14 protein-coding genes are annotated in these 20,247 nt (G+C 39.9%); 10 read left to right on the top strand and 4 right to left on the bottom strand.

The window, feature by feature from the left end; all coding sequences use genetic code 11:
- The first annotated feature begins 123 nt into the window (after window positions 1–123).
- From AHMF7605_RS01775 to AHMF7605_RS01810, 7 genes are all read left to right on the top strand, one after another.
- Window positions 124–2,415 carry a hypothetical protein gene (locus AHMF7605_RS01775; RefSeq protein WP_158267432.1) on the top strand — a complete coding sequence of 764 codons (2,292 nt, stop codon included), beginning with the start codon at window positions 124–126 and terminating at the stop codon, window positions 2,413–2,415.
- Window positions 2,416–3,674: 1,259 nt separating this feature from the next.
- Window positions 3,675–4,934 carry a polysaccharide lyase gene (locus AHMF7605_RS01780; RefSeq protein WP_106925866.1) on the top strand — a complete coding sequence of 420 codons (1,260 nt, stop codon included), beginning with the start codon at window positions 3,675–3,677 and terminating at the stop codon, window positions 4,932–4,934.
- Between the two features lie 2,623 nt (window positions 4,935–7,557).
- The gene (locus tag AHMF7605_RS01790) at window positions 7,558–9,273 is read left to right on the top strand and encodes a polysaccharide lyase (protein ID WP_106925870.1); all 1,716 of its coding nucleotides are present in this window, start codon (window positions 7,558–7,560) and stop codon (window positions 9,271–9,273) included.
- Between the two features lie 145 nt (window positions 9,274–9,418).
- Window positions 9,419–9,691, top strand: a complete 273-nt coding sequence (locus AHMF7605_RS01795; protein WP_394336230.1) for a choice-of-anchor tandem repeat GloVer-containing protein — start codon at window positions 9,419–9,421, stop codon at window positions 9,689–9,691.
- 275 nt (window positions 9,692–9,966) lie between these two features.
- A complete protein-coding gene (locus AHMF7605_RS01800) occupies window positions 9,967–10,551 on the top strand; it encodes a Crp/Fnr family transcriptional regulator (protein WP_106925874.1) in 585 nt (194 codons plus the stop codon).
- A 74-nt stretch (window positions 10,552–10,625) separates the two neighbouring features.
- Window positions 10,626–11,045, top strand: coding sequence for a DUF4345 domain-containing protein (locus tag AHMF7605_RS01805; RefSeq protein ID WP_106925876.1), 420 nt, complete (start codon window positions 10,626–10,628; stop codon window positions 11,043–11,045).
- 1 nt (window position 11,046) lies between these two features.
- Entirely contained in the window at window positions 11,047–11,622 is a 576-nt protein-coding gene (locus AHMF7605_RS01810; protein WP_106925878.1) for a DinB family protein, read from the top strand.
- A 524-nt stretch (window positions 11,623–12,146) separates the two neighbouring features.
- On the opposite strand, the gene AHMF7605_RS01815 is transcribed toward AHMF7605_RS01810, so the two are convergent.
- Entirely contained in the window at window positions 12,147–13,004 is an 858-nt protein-coding gene (locus AHMF7605_RS01815; RefSeq protein WP_106933311.1) for a polysaccharide deacetylase family protein, read from the bottom strand.
- 593 nt (window positions 13,005–13,597) lie between these two features.
- Window positions 13,598–14,314: an IS1 family transposase gene (locus AHMF7605_RS01820; protein ID WP_106925291.1), complete on the bottom strand. Its 717-nt coding sequence runs from the start codon at window positions 14,312–14,314 to the stop codon at window positions 13,598–13,600.
- 206 nt (window positions 14,315–14,520) lie between these two features.
- On the opposite strand from AHMF7605_RS01820, the gene AHMF7605_RS01825 reads away from it, so the two are divergent.
- A complete protein-coding gene (locus AHMF7605_RS01825; RefSeq protein ID WP_106925880.1) occupies window positions 14,521–15,645 on the top strand; it encodes an alpha/beta hydrolase family protein in 1,125 nt (374 codons plus the stop codon).
- 417 nt (window positions 15,646–16,062) lie between these two features.
- Entirely contained in the window at window positions 16,063–16,914 is an 852-nt protein-coding gene (locus AHMF7605_RS01830) for a hypothetical protein (protein ID WP_106925882.1), read from the top strand.
- 559 nt (window positions 16,915–17,473) lie between these two features.
- Here the strand turns inward: AHMF7605_RS01830 and AHMF7605_RS01835 are convergent.
- Together AHMF7605_RS01835 and AHMF7605_RS29415 are read right to left on the bottom strand one after the other, a co-directional pair.
- The gene (locus AHMF7605_RS01835; protein ID WP_106925884.1) at window positions 17,474–18,811 is read right to left on the bottom strand and encodes a tail fiber domain-containing protein; all 1,338 of its coding nucleotides are present in this window, start codon (window positions 18,809–18,811) and stop codon (window positions 17,474–17,476) included.
- A gap of 165 nt (window positions 18,812–18,976) precedes the next feature.
- Window positions 18,977–19,156, bottom strand: a complete 180-nt coding sequence (locus AHMF7605_RS29415; protein WP_146153490.1) for a hypothetical protein — start codon at window positions 19,154–19,156, stop codon at window positions 18,977–18,979.
- A gap of 623 nt (window positions 19,157–19,779) precedes the next feature.
- Between AHMF7605_RS29415 and AHMF7605_RS01850 the strand changes: the two genes are divergently transcribed.
- The gene (locus tag AHMF7605_RS01850; protein ID WP_106925891.1) at window positions 19,780–20,241 is read left to right on the top strand and encodes a GbsR/MarR family transcriptional regulator; all 462 of its coding nucleotides are present in this window, start codon (window positions 19,780–19,782) and stop codon (window positions 20,239–20,241) included.
- The last annotated feature ends 6 nt before the right edge of the window (window positions 20,242–20,247 follow it).

Raw genomic sequence — 20,247 nt, forward strand, 5'->3', positions numbered from 1 at the left:
AAAGAGTGGCCGCTTTACAAGCCGGAAAGGCAGCTTAATACCATCCGGGAGTTTAACTCTTCCCATCCTCGCCAACAGATGGTAATCTTAAGTTTTCGGCCAAAACAGGAATACAGTTTTAAAATGAAAAGAACAGAAACTTTAAGTAGCCCAGTAATTATGAAAGTAGTTATTAAAGAAAAAGAGCACGAGTATCAGTCCGACTATCCCCAAGGTTGGCTCTTTGCCTCCGGAGATCCTTTTAAGTTTCCTGTTTCTATCGGAAGATATACGTGTTTTGTAAAACGCTTCGAGAAGAAAAGTCCTGCGGATATTTCCGGCTGGAGTTTGATGCAGCAAGTCAAAGATAAGTTTGAACCCGATTTGCCCCGGATTTACGATGTAGTAGAAGCAGAAGAAAACGGCCGATCCATTTATTATGTTTTTTACGAGCACTTAACCGGCGAAACCCTGGAAGCCGCCGTTAACCGCAACGCCGATTTAAACTTACGCCGCCTGACCGACGATCTGTTCAAAGGCTTAAATGCCTTGCATAACAAGCATTTCTGGTTCATGGACTTTTGCGAAAAGAATATTTTCTGCGAATCCAGCGGTCGTTTTTTATTTATTGATTTAGATAGTGTGCAGCCGGAATCCCAGAGACCCCATAACCACATGGACGGGGATAAACAATATTGGGCATTAGTTTTTACTTTTTACAAAGAACAGCTAGGCTATAAAGACTTGAAACCAGGTGATTTGAGCGGACCCATGCTCAATTACCTGCAACTGATTTTTTTAGTATTACGTTTAAAAATTTCCTTAACCGACAAACGATACGACTACAAATCACCGGTTTTATACGATAACTTACCGGCGCTTTTGGCGGAAACAGATCCTGGTTTTAAAGATTTATTTGTTCGGGCTTCTGAAGAAAGTCAAAAAGAACAGCAGTTGTTGTCGGGTTCCGAAGTAAAAGAGTTTATTCTTCGTAATATTATTCAAAACGACCGGGTTCCTTATCAACCTACCGTTACGGAGCCGGTGATTTCTTCTTTCGAGGCTAGTGCCACGGACATAGAACCGGGTCAAACCTTTTCGCTTTCCTGGGAGGTAGCCCATACTACTCGTTTAGAACTGCATCGCAACGGCCGGTTGCACCAGGAAATCCAGAACACGGCGAACAGCCTGGATATTCGGGAAGCTTACGATGGTAAACCTAAAAAAGTAGTTTACCAATTAGTAGCGATGAACAGCTCGGGCGAGAAAAAGAGTGAACCTATTACGGTAAGTATTGCGGAGGCCATCATTCCGGAAACTTCAGAAGTAGAAATTACCCATTCACAACCAATAATAGAGCCGGAAGAAGTAATTCTTGAGGAAACCAGTACCCAAAATAAGGCGCAAACCGAAATCAATACGCGAACAAACGATACTTCTACCCACGTAACTAATGATCCGGAACCTGTAATTATTCCGAAAATTAAACCGGACCCTAAGAAACTACGATCCATCCGAATAGCTTTACTTGTTTTATTTCTGGCCATTGCGGCAGTTTTAACGGTAGTGGCTTTTAGCTTGTTTGCCGACAAAAAAATAAAAGTAGCTACTTTAAAAGCGTCGGTGAAGGAAGGAGATGCTTTTATTATTCCGGGTAAAAACTTTCCGGTGAAACCGGGTGTGCTGCTAGTGTTCTTCAATAATTTTAGAAGTACTGTTATAGCTGTAACCAGCGATACCCTGCGGGTTTTAGTGCCGGAAATGAACACGACCACCGATAGTATTCCGGCTAGATTAGCCTTATTGGTCAATAAAGATACTGTTTTTACTGCTGCTAACATTACTGTCCGAAGAAATGAACCCATTGCAATTGCGGGTACTAAAACGGTGTCCTCCACTACTAAACCCGATACTATTGTTCCGGTACTACCTAAACGGGATAGTATTCCGGATGATGCGGGCAGGGTTGCTGCCTCCCAAACGTTAACCGCTACTACAGGGAAACCTATCTCCGGCGGAAAAAGCAAGTCTGGAAATAGTCAGAAAACAAACAAAACCAAGCCTGCAAAAATAAATCCGGTAAAACCCGATCCTAAAAAATTGGAACCTGACCCGACATATCCTACCACCCCGCCAGACGTAGATCTCAATAAATTGGTTACTGTTAGTAGTAATGTAATCGCCAATCAAAAACGGAAAGGAACGAAAGATTTACAAATAACCATCCAAAACAGCTCACCTTACGATTTAGATAATGTAAACGTTGAAGTTAACTATAAGAAGAAGAACGGAAAACTGCTGCACAAGGAAATTTTAACCTTTACCAAAGTACGGGCTCATACCAGCCAAACCCAAACGGCCCCCGACGATGAGCAAAGTAAGAAAGTAGATTTTAAAATTGTAGCTATTAATTCGAAGCAAATACAACTTTATTAAAAATAAAATAACTGTTCAATTGGTCAAAATTGACGTGTGTGGGAAGACTCAAGTCTAGTTTCTAGTTAGTTTCTAAATTTAGGTCAACTTTGTTTTCAATCAGATGGATCTTCTAAGGTTCCGGTACTTTAGCGTTGAGATAAAATGTAAGAACGTGCTACGGCACGTTTCTGCCCGCCGGCCAAGAAACAAACGAGCTACAGGTCAAATCGCATCCGCGTCAAAACTGGAGACTGGAAAAGGTTACATAGATAAACGGCCAAAGTACGTCTTACCTATTTCAATCTAGTATAATATTCTAAGTAATTCAAGGTAAAAAGCTACTACTTAGTAATTTTTCAATAGTTTACCCGGAAGAATTTAAATTTTAAATTAATTTGTTTTAAATCATATAGTTCATCTATCTTCTGTCTTATTATTTTAACCCCACTTTATTTAATATCTATACTCCTTCTCTTTTCACATACCAAAAAAATACTACTCACCTATTAAGGCGATACTTTTTGATTTCGGCGGTATAAAAAATCTAAGAAAAAATATGGGGAGTAGTACTGTAGATTCCTGCTACATAGTGTAGAAAAATTCCCCATATTTTTTAGTGTATAATTTAAAAAAGGTTGTGAAGTGTTGATTAAACATTTATAAACCTTTTTGCGATAAAATTGGCATAAAAATGGCTAAGCGGTTCGGTTTTGTTTAATTATTAAGACGGTGATTTATTCTTTTTAATAAACCAACCTTAAATTAAATTTAAAAAGTACAATTATTATAAAAATATATAATTAAGCAGCCTAAATTAAAATACAAGTATAATCCAATTATTAATTTTTTTGAAAAATTAAATTTCTATATAATATTATAATTTATTGATCCATGCGGTTATGAATAAGATAATGATTAAATACGCTTTAAAGGAAATAATGTAGTATTTTTTGTAAAATTATTAATAAATAATAGGATATTTACAATATAATTAAAAAAAATTTGGTAGGTAAGTAAATATATTCTAAGTTTGAGCCATAAATCAAATATTTAAAAAGGTTGCAAGGTATTAGATTTATTATATTGAATACTTTATAGTCAGTGATATTTTAATTGATTTTTAACTATTATTTTTTGTACTATAGTAAATAATTTAAGTTAAGTTTTTAAACCTTGAAATTAAATATACAATTTAGTCAGTCTATATTTTTGCTTGCTAGCTAGTTGTTAAATTGTAAATTTTTAATTTAAACTATTTTCAACTTTAATCGAACTTTATGAAAACTAAACTACTCTTGTCAATTTCCTTACTGTCCTTGTTTACAGCAGCCTGTGAGACGGAAGAATTAGTTCAGCCAGAAACCGTGGCTAAATCAGAAGTAGAATTAACCGGTGCCAGCAATGTTACTTCTGTAGACTCTTACAGGAGCAATCTTATGGTAGAACAACGGTTTGAATCTTCTGTCATGAGCCCTTTTAATAAACAAGTATATACTTCGCATGGCTTTGCCATTTCGGGTGCGACTGCCCGTACAGGCTCTAAATCCGTGCGTTTGGAATTAAGAAAAGCTGATAATAAATTACGTTCCGAGATATTATTACCGGCGGAAACATCCAGTAATCGTTGGTATGGCTTTAGTATGAACTTGCCAAGTGGTTATTGGCAAAACAGCATGAATTCTGATACTTGGGATATTATTGCCCAGTGGCACGCCATGGAAGACAGAGGAGAACCAGCTCGTTTTCCCCCCATCGCTTTAGTAGTTAGCAAAGGCCGGTTAAATGTGGTGATGTATTGGGCTACTCGTGCTTCTAATACAAATTCTTCTATCAGCGGCAAGAAAGTATTTGATTTAGGCCCGGTAATTAAAGATAAGTGGCTTGATTTTGTGTTCCACATAAATTTTTCTCATCAATCAGATGGGGTAATGGAAGTTTGGTTAAACGGTACTAAAGTGGTTAGCTTCCGGGGCCCAAATAGTTACAATGATAATGAATATCCGTATTTCAAAACGGGTATTTACAAAAGAGAGTGGGGTAGCATCAGCAAGCGAGCTCTATTTATAGATGATATTCGTACGGCAACCGGCAGCGCTTCCTATAAAGATGTTGCTCCTTCCGGTTCTGGCTCCAGTAATCCTAACCCTCCAGTAGAAGAAGAGGAAGATGGCGGTACTTCTGGTCAAAAATTAACAAGTTTTACCTTAATTAATGCGGATACGGATCGGGACATCATGACCATTTCAAATGGCGCTACCATTGATTTATCGAACCTAGGAACCCGTAACCTGAATGTCCGCGCGAATACCTACCCTGCGGCCGTTGGTAGTGTCGGCTTTGCCTTAACTGGAGCACATAGTCTAACAACTGCGCAAACGGGCAAGCCTTACGCTTTGTTCGGCGACTCAGGAGGAAACTATAATACATGGCAGGCAGTAACGGGTAGCTACACATTAAAGGGAACCCCCTATACCGGAGCAAACAAGTCAGGTACGGCCGGTACACCATTGTCGGTTAGCTTTAAAATAGTAGAATAATTTCACTCTCCTACATATAAGGTGCGATGGATGAGCAAGCACCGGATTATTAATGAACAGGCTGCTTAGCAAAATTGCTGGGCGGCCTGCTCTTTTATATAAGCTTTCTAAGTGCCAGCTAACGCGTAGCTCTTCTAGGAAGGGTTTCCGGCAAATTTTTGATGCTATGCTTTTGCATTTTATTTTTATCTTTAATCAAAATAAAATTTAGAAGTTTCTTTTCTGCCTGAAGTAAAAGGAAATTTGTCTGAGCATTACATTTAACTGCGCCAGGTAATTGATATTAATACCATTTCTCCTTTACTACTTGCCATAAGCAATCTTAGTAAGGCCAGCAAGCCCGCCGGGATTAACCAGATATGTTGTTGAAGCCAGTTTATGCTATTGGGGATAAGTAATTGTATTAAATGCCTCAATCAACTGCGATAAGACAGCGAATGAAACTTACTAGGTTTGGAAAACCGGATTGTCCGGAAGGTGGGTTCAGAACAAATAGAATACAATCTTTCCTATTTATGCGAGTCCTCCGGGAAGGATCTAACCGGTTTAAAGCGACGACTAGGGCGGAACTCAGGTAGTTATTTTTCATTTCAGGAGGGAAATACTGGTACTACTTCGCTTAGGTTCTTCTTTTCGGCTGGTTAGATCCTGCCCGGAGGGCGGAAGAGAGGAGAATAAGTTTGATGGGCATAGGTTTCGAACAATCCGGTTTGAAAAACCTAGCAGGTTGGCTTTCCTTTGGAATACTTTTTGGAAATTACTATACAAGATTTGGTATTTGTTAAGGCTACCGTAAAGAAAAAAGTAATGTTGGCATTACGTTGCCGGAAAACGCTCGTTCGTTGATAGTTAGAGTAACAGGAGCAAGGCCAGTACAATAGGTTTTCTTTACCAAGCTATGTACTTTATAGAAAATCGATTGTTTTAAACTAAACGATGCTCGTTGAATATAGGTAGTAAACCTTAGGTGCCAGCTAAGCTATAGTACCCGGTTTTTGCCAATCCTTACTAATGAAAAAATCCGGGGCGAGCGCCTGCGCTAACTAAGCTATAATCAGCAGCTGCTTGGGTATTCATACATCTTTATCTGAATAATGCTTCGGGGAAATTGCTGCACTGATAAAATTACTTTAAGAGTTCTAGTTAGTAAAGGGAATGAAGCTATATTTTTTATTACTTCGGCATAAAGGTTTTAAGACGTGCGTGGCGTAATACTTATGAGCTTGATTATTCCGGGTTATACATTCTTCTTTATGCCCTTTAAAATAAACCTGTTTAAGAATGAAAAATAAGAAGGTAAAATGTTTGCCTAACTCCTTTAATGCTGATAGAAAATATAAGCTTTACGGCTTCTATCAAAAATGAGGCAAGTATATTTTCTTTAATGCTGTACTTCTTAAAAGAAGTTAAATGAGGAAAAGAGCTACTCGTTGGCTTACCAGCTTTAATGCTTTTTCGGTTCTCCTGCTAATTAATGTTTTCAATCTGCTTATCTGGCCCTTTTTAGCCTTAATAGTTGACTTATCGATACCTCCACTAAAACAGGAAACAGGTTCTATTTTAATAAAGCGTATTATTGGCAATCAACCGAATACTTGCTGGATAATACAAGGTACTTTAACAAATCAACTCGTCCGCAGTCTTACTTAAATATATATACTTCTCAATGACAGAGAATTAATAAATTTTTAATGGACTGGTAATTAAGGTTTAAAAATGAAACTAATTAGTTTTAAATTATACACTTCATCTATCTTCTGTTTAATTATCTTACAGCATATAGTTACGCTATATGTTTTTTTTATTTCTCATCAGACCAAAAAAGTACTACTTCTCCTATTTATTATTTTTCACACAAGTTATTCATATTAAAAATTAAAGAATAAATGTGGGGAATTATAGTGTAGGAGCTTTCTACAAAATGTGGAAAAATTCCACACTAATTTTTTAATGTGTGAAGAGTACACATTCTAAAGGGTTGATTCTACAGTTGCAAAAGGCTTTTTTAAAAAATGGCATAAAAATAGCTAATCGGCGAAGTTTTTAGAAAGATACGAAGATAGTGCGGATCTAAACTAGGTGCCTAATCAAATGAATTATATAAGAAAAATTATATTATATTAAATTAGGTTTAACGTATAAAAAAAATGATTATTAGGAAAAAATGCAACTTAAAAATTTTGCTTTAAGAGTAATTTCCTTAAAATTTTTATAATTTGTTTTAAGTAGTGCTTCTTTTTTGAACAAACAACTCTTCTTAAATGAGTAAGTTGTTAGAAAAGATAATCGGATTTTATAAGGCTATTTTTATGAAATTTATAAATATTACTTTAAATATCTAAATTATTTGGTTGGTTAAAAATTATATTCTATGTTTGGCTTATAAAACACAATAGTTAAAAAGGTTGCATGCTATTAGATTTATTATATTAGTTTTTTATGAAAGCAAAATGTGTTTTATTGCTTTTAAATTAGGAAGAATATCAAAATTTTAATTGCTTACTTTTAATTTCTGGTTCCTTAAAATTAAATATACAATTTAACTGCTTTATGTTATTTCTTGCGAGCAAGTTACCGAATTGTAAAATTTTAATTAAACTATCTTCAACTTTAATTGATCCTTATGAAAATTAAACTACTCTTATCCATTTTCTTACTGTCTTTATTTACTACGGCCTGTGAGACGGAAGAATCAGTTCAGCCAGATGCTTTAGCTAAATCAGAAGTTGCATTTTCTAGCGCGAGTAATGTTACCTCCGTGGATTCGGACCGAAATAATCTTATGGTAGAAGAGCGGTTTGAATCTTCTTTAGGCGATATATTTAATAAACAAGTGTATACCTCTCATGGCTTTTCTTTATCCAGCTCGGTAGCGCGCTCCGGCTCCAAAGCAGCCCGTTTTGAATTAAGAAATGCCGATAATAAAGTACGTTCCGAGATATTATTGCCGGCGGAAACATCCAGCAATCGCTGGTACGGTTACAGTTTGTATTTGCCAAGTAGTTACTGGCAAAACAGTATGAACGCAGATACCTGGGATATTATTACCCAGTGGCATGCTACCGACGATTCTGGTGAACCTGCCCGTTTTCCGCCCATTGCCTTGGTAGTTAGCAAAGGCCGGTTAAACGTGGTGATGTATTGGGCTACCCGCGCGAATAATACTAATTCTACCATTAGCGGTAAAAAAGTATTTGATTTAGGCCCGGTAATTAAAGATAAGTGGCTTGATTTTGTATTTCATATAAATTATTCCCATCAGTCAGATGGTATTTTAGATATTTGGATGAATGGTACGAAAGTAATAGACTTTAAAGGTCCTAATACTTACAATGATGATTATTATCCTTATTTTAAAATAGGTATTTACAAAAGAGAGTGGGGTAGTATCTCTAAACGGGCTCTTTTTGTAGATGATATTCGTACCGCAACGGGTAATGCTACGTACAGCGATGTGGCTCCTGACGGTTCCAGTACCGAAAACCCACCAACCGAGGAACCAGATACCGAACCAGAAACGGATCCGGGATCAGCAAGCGGTCAGAAAGTAGAAAGCTTTACTCTGATTAATGCTGATAATGACCGGGAAATTAAGACGATTGTTAACGGGGAAACTCTCGATTTAGCTACTTTGCCTACCAAAAACCTGAACATTCGGGCTAACACCAATGCCACTGTTGGCAGTATATATTTCAATCTTACGGGCGCTAAAACCTTCAGCAAAGTAGAGGGGGGGGCTCCTTACTCTTTATTCGGCGATACCAATGGAAATTATGCTCCTTGGCTACCTGCGGTAGGCACCTATTCTTTGCAAGGAACCCCTTACACCGGGGCTAAACGCACCGGTGACGCTGGTACCCCTTTAACGGTTAATTTTACGGTAATTTCCGGTTCTGGCTCCGGTAACCCTCCCGTGGAGAATCCGGATACTAAACCCGACACTGATCCGGACCCAGATCCAGGATCCGGAAGCGAAATAAAGGTTCAAAGCTATACGCTGATTAATGCCGATACTGATCGGGAAATTAAGACACTCGTTAACGGCGAAACGTTGAGTTTATCTAATTTACCCACCAAAAACCTGAACATCCTGGCAAATACTAGTTCCGGCGTAGTCAGTTTAAAACTAGATTTAACCGGCAGATGGACCTTGTCTAAAACAGAATCTGGTCCTTATACTTTATTCGGCGACGAGAAAAACAGTAATGGTACCGTCAACTACGGCGGTGTGGTACTGCCAGTTGGTAATTATACCTTAAAAGGTACTCCTTACTCCGCGAGCAGGGGGACAGGTGAGGCTGGTAGTGCTTTAACCATTAATTTTACCATAGCTCCATAACATTTACTTTACTGTAAAAAGTAGGAACAGCAAACTTGAAAAGCCGGCTGCTTAGTAATTTTACTGGGCGGTCGGCTTTTTTGTTTATCTCCTATTTAAATAGTGAATGTTTTCCGGGAGACCTGTAACTGCCTACTTTAGTTAAATCCGGCATTTAAAAGCCAACACCGATGGCAGTGCTCCCAAAGGCAGTTTAGTGCAAGCCAGCGCCAGAAATTTATACGGACTTGCCAGTAGTGGTGGTGCCAATAACGCCAGCACTATTTCCCGGATTTTCACCGCGGGTTCTTTTAAAGTGTTACGGCACTTTAATTTAAATACCGATGGCGGTACTCCTCTGGGTAGTTTACTCGTGCATAAAGTTAGTCCTCTACTCGCAAAATACGCCAAAAAGAGAACGGAAGAAGTACTACTTTAGGAAAATAAAACTGAATTGAGTATATCGGACTTACAACCTAGTCTGTATCTTTTGCAACTCAACGCGGCCAGCAAACAGGAATCTTTCTGGTTTATAAAAGAATAAAATTAGTGGCTACTTAATTTAAAAAAGAGAGGTACTTAGCTGTATCTCTCTTTTTAATTTCTGGGGTAAGCATTTCTACTACTCCAGTATATAAACCTCAGAAAAAGGAGTTTACTTTTTAGAATATCACTTAAGAAATTTTGTAAATAGCAGGTACAACTATACCTTTTATGCCGGAGGCAATTCTTGAATTAAAAAAGTTAATGCATGCTATCCATCCGCTTACCGAACCAGAGTGGGAGGAATTTGCCGGGTTATGGAAACCTTTTTCGGCACGGCGCAAAGAAGTGCTCACGCGGGCCGGCGAAACCGAAAAGTACTTGTATTTTGTAATAGAAGGCGTTCAGCGGGTGTATTACTTCGATGAGCAGAACCGGGAAGCTACCTTGGTTTTTACCTATGCTCCTTCGTTCGGGGGAGTTCTGGACGCCTTATTGCTGCAACAACCCTCGCGTTATTTTTACGAAACGCTTACGCCCTCGGCTTTTCTCCGGGCTCCCATTCACGAATTGCTGCCGGTTATTTCTTCAAAACCTAATTTGGCCTTTATAATCCGGCAAGGTCTGGCGCAAGCGCTTTCGGGAGTTCTGGAAAGGTTAGTAGAGTTGCAATGCTATTCTTCCGAAGAAAAATTCCGGCAATTATTAAAGCGAAGTCCGCACATCCTACAACTGGTGCCGCATAAATATTTAGCGAATTATTTGGGTATCGAGGCCACCAACTTCAGTAAACTCATCAACAAAGTACGAATCTGAAAATGTTGGTATTTACCAAGAATTAGGTTGGAGAGCTGTCCCATATTTGCATCGTACTTAAAATAGCAACAACGATGCAAACGCAAAAAATTTTTAAAATGGCCACTCAGGCTTTTATTGGCTTATCGGCCGTAAGTCTTTTATCCGTAAGTGTACTGGCTTTTTACAACCCGCAGAGCGTCATGGATTTAGTAGCCGTTAAACTAACCAATAACGATGCCTTCAGTTCTATCCGGGGGGTGTACGGGGGCGTGGGTTTTACTTTATTTATTAGTTTAATTTACCTGCTACGTACGGATGTAAACAAAGGATTAGCTTTTTTAGCTTTATTGTGGGGCTTTTATGCTTTCTCCCGCCTGATTACCATTTTTGCCGAAGGTTCTTTAGGCGCCTTCGGAAAGCAATGGCTCGTAACGGAAACATTATTTTTTACCCTTGCAATGGTACTTTTATGGAAAAATAAGAATTTGGTTGTACTTAAAACAACGAAATAAAATGGCAGTGGTAAACAAAAATCAGTTGTTAGATTTTCTGGAAAACCGGGTAGAAGGTCACCTTCAGGAAGCAATAAGAGTTTTTCAGAACGAGCGGGCGGAAATTCTCCTGCAACCGGCTCCTGATGGGGGCTGGAGCATAGCGCAATGTTTAGAGCATTTAAATGGCTACGGCAAATTTTACCTGCCCCAAATAAATAAAGGGTTAAACCAGGCAAACCGCTCCTCGAATTCAGAAATTTTTAAAGGCTCTTGGTTGGGTACTTATTTTACCCGGATGATGGAGCCGACTACGGGCACCAAAAAATACAAAGCTTTTAAAAACCACATCCCCGCCCCGGACTTAGATGCGCCCGCCGTAGTAGCCGAATTTATTCACCAGCAAGAAGAATTAATTGTTTACCTGAAACAAGCCCGTCAGGAAAATGTAGATGCCATTAAAATTCCGCTTTCTATCTCTAAATGGGTAAAACTAAAGCTAGGCGATGTGTTTCAGTTTTTAATTGCTCATAACGAAAGACACCTATTGCAAGCTAAACGAAATTTAAAAAACCTGGAAGTAGCAGATAAATCATGATTCCGGGGACTCCAGCAAAAATTATTCGTTAAGGACGGAGCAAGAACTCAAGTGGTATTAGGCTACATAACTTTCATTTTTCGGTGGCAGTTCCGAGGTAGTAAATAGGATTGTCCGGAAGGTGGGTTTAAAACAAGTAGAATACTCCCTTTTCTATTCTTTCGAGTCCTCCTGGAAAGGATCTAACCGGTTTAAAGCGACAACTGGAGCCATAAAGGTTATTTCTTCTTTTCAGGAGGGAATCACTGGTTCTCCATCTCTTTAGTTCTTTTTTTCTGTTGGTTAGATCTTTCGAGGATAACCGGGAAGAGAAGAATAAGTTTGATGAGCATAGCCGGAACCTGGGTTTCAGACAATACTGGATAGTAAACTTGATTTCAAGGTTCGGAAAAATTAGAATCGATCAGAAAATGGCATTGTAGCTGAACTACCGGTTACTACGCCATTTTCTAATTTGTCTTAGATGAATCTTAAATTAAATGGTTTCAGGAGAGCTGCTTCACCATATGGCTATAAACAAATTCTTATTTGCTTGTTTTTACCAAGTCTCGGTAACTAATTAGTTGAATATTTTTTTGTTTAATAAAAGCCTTTACTTCCGGATTGGTAAAAACATCGGTTACGCCTTGCCGGTCAAGGGCAACCTGCTCGTAGCCAATGTGCGAAACCGCCCGGAGTTCTTCGTTATCTAAGCCCGGATGATCGACAAATAAATACGTTTTTCCGGGTTCCAACTTACGCAGCATGTTCAGAAAGCTTTGCATCTTTTCCGCCGGAGTTCCTTTAGGTCCCTCGTAACCCACCGGTATTACCTGGTAATCAGCCGGATCAATATTGATTTTGTATTCTTGCGCTAGTTTTTTGGTGAGTGCCTTGGTTTCTTCGTTTAGAGCGGTACAGCCCATGTGCGAAGAAATATGACTGATTTGGGGTAGTTTTTTCAAAGCCAATTCCATCTGCGCCCGAAATTCTTTTTCTATATCGCCTAATTGCCAGGAATTTTCAGTTATCGATTGTCCCGGATAATTTGGGTTCGGAAAAACCATCGGATAAAAATAACCATCCGGATCTTTCAGGCTAGTCGCCGTGGTTAAGGGTCGCCATTTTACATTGTCCCACTCACTGGTTAATGCCAGGTGAATGCCTACATCTAAAGTAGGGTTTTGCTGCAGCATTTTTACCGCTTCCAGAAACCAGGGCGAGGGTACCAGTACTTCAATGGACGTTTGAATTCCTTCTTTACTAGCTTTTAGTAAGGCTACGTTTCCGGAATGGGTATAGCCCATATCGTCGCCGCGGACAATTAAGCGCGCACTTTTTTGCTGCGCGTGTAATGTAGTAATTTGGAGACAGAATAGCAGAGAGTAAAAAATCTTTTTCATGAGGATGATAATAGCAAAATTATTAGAATTAGTATGCGCGGCTACTTCCATAAAAGGCGAATTCAGGTTTATGAAACGCGTGTGCTATGCATTATAAGCTAGCCGTTTATTTAAACTAAGCGGATTCGCAACTAAACCCTGCGGTTTTTACCATTAATTTTTAAAGATACGCGAAATAAAAGCGGGGCAAGGTTATCGGGTAATACTACCTGTTGCTTAGAAGCTTTATACGCAATGAACTAAGTATTTAGACCATAAATGCCTATCCACTTTTGATTACCTTAAATTTCGCGACTTTTTAAATTTAACTTATTGGTTTTCTGTTGGTTTATACATTTATTCCGCTTAAATTATTGCCTCATAACCCAGCGCCGGCCTGTTTAGCCATTAAAATATTTAGTTAGGATTCCCTTCTTTTCGGAGGAGGTAACTTTTCAAGTTGCGTTTACATCGAAAGATTCAACTGTTTAAAAATGTTTATCCGGTTTCTGCTTAGTAGTTAGAAAGCCAAGAGGAGTGAAAGGAGAGACTGTTTCCATTAGAATTATTCACTCTAAATAGTAGTATACGCATGAAACATTTTTAGTTGTGGACTACAAAGTATGATGTTTGGCTTTATGTCTATTGCGATAGTCAAACATCAGGTTTAGACTTGCTAAATGGTTTTCCTTCTTTTTGGAGAAGCAGGTTGTTTTTCTGACGAACCGTCTGTTTCTGGCTCTGATGCAAGTATTCACGCCTTCTATGTTTTTAGTGTAAGCTTTTCCTATCGTGTGCTTTGTCGGGGGGATTACCTGAGCAAACGCTTTCCAATGATCAGTACAATATTGTTCTATTTCCACTCCTTTTAGCTTTTTGAGTAGCTGGCGTACTGTTTTAGCGCTTCGGCCGCCACAACTATAAGCCAGTACTTCATCTGTTTGGGGACAGTAAGCATACAACAACCAGTATTTTCCTTTCTTGCGCTTTCCGACAAAGCTCCAGACTTCATCGATCTGTACGGATCTATAATGCTTTTGGGTTGGTTGAATCTTAAGGGCATTCCCCTGTCGGCACAAGTTGCTTAGCACACACTTTCTACTCACTTCCAGCAACTTTTCAATGTCACGAACACCATTATTTCTTTCCAGAAGACGCCGTATCAACCGCTTGGTAGTCGGATCCGCTCCTCTATAGCGATATATTGGCTGAAATTGCTTCTGGCAATTACGACATAGAAGGTTCTGAGAACCATTCTTTTTCTTGCCATTTTTTACTACCTTGCTGCTCTGGCAGTGGGGACAGTTTATTTTGATCTGAACTTCGAACATTCCATCATCTTAAACACTTCACTGCCTCTTTTTATCCCATCATACTTTCTTTACCACTACCCCATTTTTATTGGTTCCTCTTATCGTTTATTTTCTTCCTGACTAGCTGCCAAGAAGATTCCGAAGGAATAGCGCCCGCTTTTTCCGCCGCCTCCGTAACTACGAGCACGCAAAATATTACCACCGTTGACGGCGCTTCTATCCAAGTGCAATGTACCTTAGAAGTTTTACCTGGCGGGGAAATTGTGCAAATGTGCAAACCGGCTATCTGGAACGGCGGACTTATACTTTACGCCCACGGGTATGTTGCCGAATTTTTACCGCTCAGTTTACCGCAGGAAGCCAGTAGGTACGCCGCTTTATTTACGAGCCAGGGTTTTGCCTTTGCTACTACCAGTTACACTCAAAACGGGTTAGCTATTCAAACGGGTATTCAGGATATCATCCGGCTTCGGGAAAAATTTATTAAAGATGTCGGCCAACCTAACCACATTTACTTAACCGGGGCTTCGCAGGGCGGTATTGTTACTACGCTGGCGCTAGAGCGCTACCCGCAGTTATTTAACGGTGGTTTGTCTTTATGCGGACCGTGCGGTTATTTTCAGGGACAGGTAAATTATTACGCCGATTTCCGGGTTTTATTTGACTACTTTTTCAAAGGCGTTTTGCCGGGCAATGCCATCACTATCCCGGATGAATTGCTACTTAACTGGCAGACGAAATATGTTCCGGCTATTTTAACGGCAATTCAGCAGAACCCGGCTACCACCCTTAAATTGCTCCGAACGGCGCAAGCTCCCTACGATGCGAATGATTTAACTACTATTGGCCAGACCGTAATTAATGTTTTGTGGTACGACGTATTTACTACCCGCGATGCTATTCGAAAGTTAGGCGGTCAACCTTTTGAGAACCGGAGAAAAATCTACTTCGGTACGGGTAGCATTTTAGAAGATTTGCGGCTAAATGCCCGTGTGCAACGTTTCGCGGCCAGCCCGGTAGCTACGGCCACCATTAAAAAGTATTACGAAACCAGTGGTAATCTAAGCAAACCCTTAGTAATTGGTCATACTACGAAAGATCCCATTCAATTATTCTGGCACTTGCCTCTATACCAGGCAAAAACTATTCTGCGGGGTAAAAGTGGTTATTTTACCGGTATTCCGGTGCAGCGTTACGGCCATTGCACTTTTGAAGAAACAGAGATTATGGGTGGTTTTGCTCTATTACTGCAAAAGGTTCAAGGTCAGCAAAACAAAGCGCAGCAACTGTTGGCGAAAACCAGTGATCGAGCCGGTAAAATGGTGCAATCCGTGCGCCAAGTGCAGTAAGCCAATATTCTTAGGGCTCTTTAAAGTTTATTCGGTACCGGATAGTTAAAGTTAAGCTGACCGGAATAAGTAATAGGTTTTGGCTTACAACCACAAAAGCGGGCTTAACAGGCCCCGCTTTTTATCCAGATATATAATTTTTAACTCAAAATTACTGTTCTTTATTTAGAAACTGTTATAAAACCTTACCCTGGCTTTTCCTCCGGAGTGGGCCAGGGTGCTTTTTTAAATTATTTCTGAAATTTTCAAACGTAGGTCCTGCCATCTATAGATTATTACTAACCTTGCCGGATGGCTTTACTTACCAAAATTCTGTTTTGCGTAGTCTCATTAACTAGCCGCTGCTATTTGCTACGGTGTTACGCATTTTCAAGTTTACATAAACAATGTCCTTAAATTACGAAGAAGCTGCTTACTATGACCAAAAAAGGTTACTTGGTTTGCCTCACTCTGTTAAAAATTTCCGCGCAGGTTTTGGGTCAGGATAGTATTTCGGTTGTGGGTTTACGGGCGGATACTTATTTGCATCCGGCAAATTCAAATACGGCGTATACGCTGCAAAAAAATGAGTTCTCGCTCAACTTTGCCGCTAGCTCTTTACCGCTACCTACCTGGGCGTGGTGGGGAATCACGGATAAAATAACCGCCGAGATTGATTTTTTACCTTTAATCGGGGGAGTTTTCGAAAAGCCGCACTTACCGGTGCCCAGTTTTAATTTTCGTTTTAAACTAACCGATCAAGCGGGAAGTAAACCAGCGCTGGCCTACGAAACCATGTTTCAGCATTTGTATCATAGTTTTGACCAAGCCGATAATCCGTATTTTGCTACCCGTCGTAAGGGAACCAACTGGTACCATCACCTGAATGCCAGCTGGCGAGTAAGTTCTGCTTTCTATATGCATGCGGCCGCCGGCTTAACCTACGCGCATTATTTGCAATTGGTAAATAAAGAAACCCTGGTGCAAAAAATCTACTCAGACCACATTACCCCGGACTTTTCACTGGGATTGGACTATCGGTTTACCTGGATTAGCTTTCACGCTAACGGATCGTATGGCAGTACTTTTAATTACCTCGATAACGTGGCCCGGAAAATAGAAGGCATGTACGGCTGCCGGCTCGCTCCTTTTTACCGGTCTAGGTTTAAACTTCTAAAGAATTTCCGGGCCGAGTGGACGGGTTTTTACGTGAGCTTTAAAGATATTAACGCCTCGGCCTACGTGCCGCTATTCATTCCTTACGTGTACTGGCAATTTAAATGGAAATAAGTAGCTTTAGTTGAATGATTCTTCATCGTGTGATAAAACAATGGGAGGGTCGGGATATATCAGCGCCCAACCGCTCCATTGTTTATGCGGGAAATAGAAGCCGGCCTACTCGTTGGCGAGAACGTTGGTGATGGTCTGGGCGGCAGAGTGATCTTCCCAACTCCAGACTAGGTTATTATGAGCGTTGCATTCCAATGAATGCGGACCTATGCCGATGTTGCCATTGCCGGGAACAACGCGGTAGCCCGATAATTTTCTAAGTCGCGCATTAGGGTGATTGCCCAGGCTGCCCCAGAACTTAACGAAAGCGCCGGTCGAGTTAAGCAGGAGTCAACAAGTAGCTACAAACGGCAGCGGCTATTAACGGGTTAAGAAGGCATTTTCACTCTTGTTTAGGCTTAAGCGCAAAAGAACAAAATAAATAAAGTAATTAAGGTAGCTGGCAAAATGAGCGGCATTACTTAATCTTGCTATTGCTAAGCCGTAGCATTTCTTACCGAGTTAAATGGGTATCATATAGTAAATGGTAAGCAGCAGCGGTAGTAACTACCGTTGAGTCTTATTCAGAGATTACCATTTGCTTTGAAGCCATTAACTTACCTTCTACCACCAGATTATAGATATAAATACCGGCAGGTAAATTATTGCTACTCATCTGTACCTGACCCGTACCGGGGGCGGCCAAGGTTTTTACCAGCTTACCCGATGTAGCATTATACACTAAAATCTGGGCCTGTAATCCCGCGGGAATAGTATAACGGAAAGTCGTATTTTGATTAGCTGGGTTCGGGCTGTTTTGCTCCAAAGAAACTCCCAGCCGCTCGAGATTATTCAGGTTACTAGTGTACCCCGTATTGCTAGCGGCTTTTAACTTCATGATTTCCTCTTGCAAAGTAGAAATAGTTTGTTGCTGTTCCTGCAGGCCTTTTATCAATAAAGGAATGAGCTCGGTGTAATTAACGGCTTTAATAGTAATGGTTTTTTTAGTCTCTTTTGGTTCTACTACTACCGGAGTAAATTTTCCATCGGCAGCCGGTTCTGTTAAAATGATGGGTTTGGTAGTACTTACTTCGTGCGACGATTCCTTCACCAGGTTGGGTAGCACTTCTTCCACGTCTTGGGCCAGTAAACCATAATGATTTCCTTTGGGTAATTGCAGCGAGGCGTATTCGGCATCCTCCCGGAATTGATAGTATTTAGGTTTTAACCGATTTATAATGCTCATGGCATTGCCCACCTCCTGGATGTTCTTTTTAATATTTTTATCGCTGCCATAATACGTGCCGGAGCTATACGTGTTCCCGTAAAAAAGAGCGGCGTAAAAGCCATTATAGGTCTTCGCGTACAAAGCCGTACCATCATACGATTCAAAGAAACCGCCGTAATTTTGTTCCGCGTATCCATTCACTCCTTTGCCGTTTGCCGTATTACTGTAGCCAAAAACACCCTTCACCGAACCATATCCCTGAACTCCTATATTAGGAGAGGTACCTCTTACGCCATAATCCGTACCATTGCTGTAGATTCCACTAGCGGAAGAACTACTGATATATAATTTATAAGAGGAAGAAGGCGAAGTAGTACCAATCGCTACCGTTCCATATTGGTTTATCCATAATTTCGTGTCCCCGTTTATGGCTACCCGGAAAGGGTCTTGCCCCGTGGCGCTATTAACGTGCAATTTGGTATTAGGAGAGGTAGTGCCAATACCCCACAATCCACCGTTGGTTATTCTTCCGCGTTCTGAGTTGTTCGTCTCAAAAAGTAAAGAATAATTAGTATTCGAACCGATTCTTTGGGAGGAGTTGAGATCATTGCCGCCTAATTGCCATTGGGCGAAGAGTTTGGGGGTAAAAAACAACACGAAACTGAAGGCAATAAGAGTTAATTTTTTCATGATTTAGGAAATAAAGATGAGTAAAAGATTGAACTGATTCGGCTGGCAGGACAGATGAGAGAGTTCCACAGGTAAGGTTATTTTGGAACCACAGGGGAATAGTATTTCTCGGATGGTAAAAAATCTTCGCGCTTGGCGTTGGTGTTTTCTCACTACTAGAACACTTTAAAAATAAGCGTTTAGCTGCTTTATAAAATCTACGTGGTTCCAGTTTATTTTAATCTGGTCAACTTTACTTTTATCGTTCAAGTGAAAAATAAAGCTAGGAGCGCAATTAAACCGCTTGCCCTTATTGGAAGTACCCGCAAAATCTTTGGCCGGAGTACGTTGATAAACACTGAGCAACGAACAGAATCCTCCTCCGAGACAAAAGCCTCAATAGTATTGTTGAAATTGGGAGAAGCAATTAAGTTACAAACTTCAAAGATTTTTTCCGAATTCTTCGATTTTACCGCGACCATTTTCTCCTAAGGAGCGAAATACATTTTACCTTCGGGGTCGCGAAAGCTCAACCTCTGGGATATTTCTTTATTTAAGTAGGAAGACATGAAATAAACGCAGGCATTTTTCATTTCCATCTTGCGAGTTTGGGTTGGTAATTGTTCCATAAAGTAATTTTTTAAGTGATGCGTAAAACTACTTGCGTGAGCTGGCCGGATATTGTAAAAATGCGTCAAGCTGAAAAATACTTCTATTCAGCGTCATTTAATTAAGGTATGAGTAAGGTATTACCGTTTAGATACTCGGAAGATGATTGGTTGGTAAACTCGTAAAATCTTTTGTTCGCAGGCTCTCAGTAAAGAGAGATTTATAAATGAAGCCTGAGGAATACTTTTTTAATCCACTAAACATTATTAGGAATAGCAGCCACTCAAATATTAAAAATATTTAGTTCATAAAATTTTGAACTAACAGAACTATTTTCTACCTTTGTAGCGTTAAGTAGATGTATTTAACCAATAGTAAGCATGGTATTAAGTGAAAAACAGAAGGTGATGGTGGAAAAAGTAGGTATCTCGCACGAAATGGCCGGCATGCAACCAGCGGCCGCCCGCATAATGGGCTTACTTTACGTAGCCGATAAACCGGAACTCACTTTTGATGAAATTACGGATTGCCTGCAAATTGCTAAAAGCGCCACGAGCAATGCCTTGAATTTACTTTTGCAAGCGGACCACATTGAATACATCACGTACTTAGGCGATCGCAAGCGTTATTTTCGCTTAAAAGTATCGAACTGGCGCGATGGTTTTGCTAAAAGAATCGAAGGCATGACCAAATTTAACGAAATTTTGCGGCAAGTTTTAGAAGTTCGTCCGCCCGATACGCTGGAGTTTAACAGTAATTTAAAAGAACTTATTGATTTTTTAGATTTCGTGAACCAAGAATTACCGCTTTTATTGCAAAAGTGGGAGAATCGAAATAAATAATTTTTT

The organism is Adhaeribacter arboris (assembly GCF_003023845.1).
GTDB classification, from domain to species: domain Bacteria; phylum Bacteroidota; class Bacteroidia; order Cytophagales; family Hymenobacteraceae; genus Adhaeribacter; species Adhaeribacter arboris.